1 protein-coding gene and 1 pseudogene are annotated in these 1,774 nt (G+C 63.4%); one reads left to right on the plus strand and one right to left on the minus strand.

Going from position 1 to position 1,774, the window contains the following annotated elements; all coding sequences use genetic code 11:
* Positions 1–21: 21 nt before the first annotated feature.
* A pseudogene (locus ACFVYE_RS47240) lies at positions 22–935 on the minus strand (IS982 family transposase).
* A 72-nt stretch (positions 936–1,007) separates the two neighbouring features.
* Between ACFVYE_RS47240 and ACFVYE_RS47245 the strand changes: the two are divergent.
* A complete protein-coding gene (locus tag ACFVYE_RS47245) occupies positions 1,008–1,658 on the plus strand; it encodes a hypothetical protein (protein ID WP_383979809.1) in 651 nt (216 codons plus the stop codon).
* Positions 1,659–1,774 lie beyond the last annotated feature (116 nt).

The raw sequence follows: 1,774 nt of genomic DNA on the forward strand, positions 1-1,774 counted from the left end.
TAGATGATCAATTCCAAGGGGTCAGTGGTCATACGAGGTGAGCGAGCGGAGGGTGTTTCGTCCGGTGTGGTCGTTGTGCCAGATCGAGGCATTCAGCGCGAGGATTCGTTGCATGACGCGTGCGATGACCCCACCGGGGGTGCGTCCTCGGTACTGTTCGAGGTCGAGCTGTCCCTTGAGCGTCTCGTTGATCGACTCGATGACTTGCCGCAGGGGCTTGAAGAAGTGCGTGCCGGTTCTCTGCCGTTCACCTTTGCGGGTCGGCCGCAGCAACTGGATTCCATGCTCGGCGAGTTCGTGTTCGAAGGCGCGGCCGAAGTAGTTCTTGTCGCCGATCAGTGTCTGTCCGGGTCTGCTTTGAAGGAAGTCCGGTTCGGCGGCGAGGAGGTCGAGGAGGGTTTCGCGTTCGTCGGCTTCGGCTCCGGTCAGGGCGAAGGCGACGGGCAGTCCCTGAAGGGTGCATATCAGGTGCAGGCGCAGTCCCCAGAAGAAGCGGCTGTGGCTGGCGCAGTAGCCGTACTGAGCCCATCCGGCGAGGTCGGAGCGTTTGACGGTCTCGCGTGAGCGGCCGCATTCCACAGGTGTGGAGTCCACGATTCATACGTCGTCGCTCACACCGAGGTGTTGGTGGCCGGGATCCGGATGATCCCGCGGAGCAGGCGGGCGGCCTTGCGCAGCCGCTTGTTGTAGCCAGGTTGCTGGGGCAGGCAGGGGAAGAGGTGCCGCAGGTGGGCGCGGGCGTGGCGGAGCCACTTGGCCTCGGAGGTGAAGCCGAGCATAGCCTGCATCATCGCGAGGGTGACCAGTTCGGCATCGCTCAGGCGCGGTGCGATGCCGACCGGTGGTCGCCACGTTGCCAAGTCCGGATGCTCCTTCAGCAGGTCGTCGGCCGTCGCATGGAGTGCTGTCGCGAGGGTGTCCAGGTTGTTCGTCACAAAGCAATTTTGGACGCCCTCGTTCTCGTCTCCGCAGGCGCCCCTTGGGATTGATCACCTACATTGGGCAGCATGTCCGCGAGTCTGTTGCCACAACATCGAATCCTCGACGCTGAACAAGCCGAAAGGAGGTTCGCGGTGTCGGCCGACGTCGGGTATCCGTACCGGGATTTCGCTCGCGAGCAGGAGATTCGCCTGTACGCCACCGGTCTGACCGTTGACGGCGACCTTGTCTCACAACCACCCGGTGACTGGAATCCCTGCAACGTGATCGTGGCGGGGGACCTGACTGTCGGTGGGGACCTGTCGTGGTCGTCCTATGGTGGCGGCTGTTTTCTGCTGGTGACTGGAGACCTGCGGGCACGTAACGTCTTCGTCGACGGAGAGCCGAACGTGGTGGTGCGCGGTGACCTGACCGCGTCGAACGGCGTCTTTGGTCACGACAACTACGGCATCCTCGTCGTCTGCGGACGCACCACCGCCCGCATAGTCATCAACACCTCCGGCTTCAACATGGTGTTCGCCGAAGATCCCCAGGCGTTCGTCATGGGTCATCCGAACCGCCAGAACTTCGCGAGCGATATCGACGACGAGCTGGAGCTCGAAGACGTCTTGGCCACCGACCTTCTCGACCATGGCGGCGCCAACTTCGCAGCGATCCGTGCGGCGTTGGTGGCCGGACGGTCGATCCTGCGGCCAGGCATCTCCAGCGACGCATCTTGACCGGCCACCCGGAGGCCAGTGACGCCAAATTGCTTCGCCGGCCGTGGCCTGGTGGCTGCGTTGCGGCAACGACGAGCGCTCGTACGCGCAGGCGATCCCTTGGAATTGATCATCTG

Source organism: Streptomyces sp. NPDC058239, from assembly GCF_042882185.1.
Taxonomy (GTDB): domain Bacteria; phylum Actinomycetota; class Actinomycetes; order Streptomycetales; family Streptomycetaceae; genus Streptomyces.

Bases quoted from the DNA above. Each gene is read 5' to 3' on its own strand.
- ACFVYE_RS47245 (WP_383979809.1), top strand. From the start codon at position 1,008: ATGTCCGCGAGTCTGTTGCCACAACATCGAATCCTCGACGCTGAACAA.